At 45.4% G+C, this 504-nt stretch carries 1 pseudogene; it reads left to right on the top strand.

The features are described from left to right. Positions 1–320 precede the first annotated feature (320 nt). Positions 321–504, top strand: a pseudogene (locus tag R7Q48_RS31580) (phosphotransferase); the annotation flags it as partial.

The raw sequence follows: 504 nt of genomic DNA on the forward strand, positions 1-504 counted from the left end.
GGGACTTTTTAGTGGAGGATGAGCTACAACAAGGACTTTTGGTTCCGATTGGTGGATGGTCCATGCCAAGCGCCAGCGCGCATCATATAGTGGTAAGGGAAAGCGATAAACCGCAAGTTGAGGCTTTTACTCATTGGGTCATGCAAAGTCTATAAGCTTAAAAGCCCAGCATCTTCGAATCAGTGAAAGTGGTTTCCTGCGATTGAGCTAACAAAGTTGGGTGCTTTTTGGTCGGTAGTTAAAACAAGATTCGTTACTTAAGGTATAAAATGACGCTTGTTTCAATAGTCGCCCCAAATCTGATCGAACAAGGAAAAGTCATGGAAATGCTACAAGGTGGTCGGGATAATGCCATTTATCGTACAGGTGATCGCGTTAGTCGTCCGGCAAACTCTTGGACGATGACCGTCCACCAGTTGTTAAATCACCTTCATTCCAATGGATTCACGCAATGCCCCAAAGTGATTGGGATTGAGGGTGGTAAAGAGTGGCTGAGCTTTGTGG

It is taken from the genome of Vibrio sp. 378, from assembly GCF_033339435.1.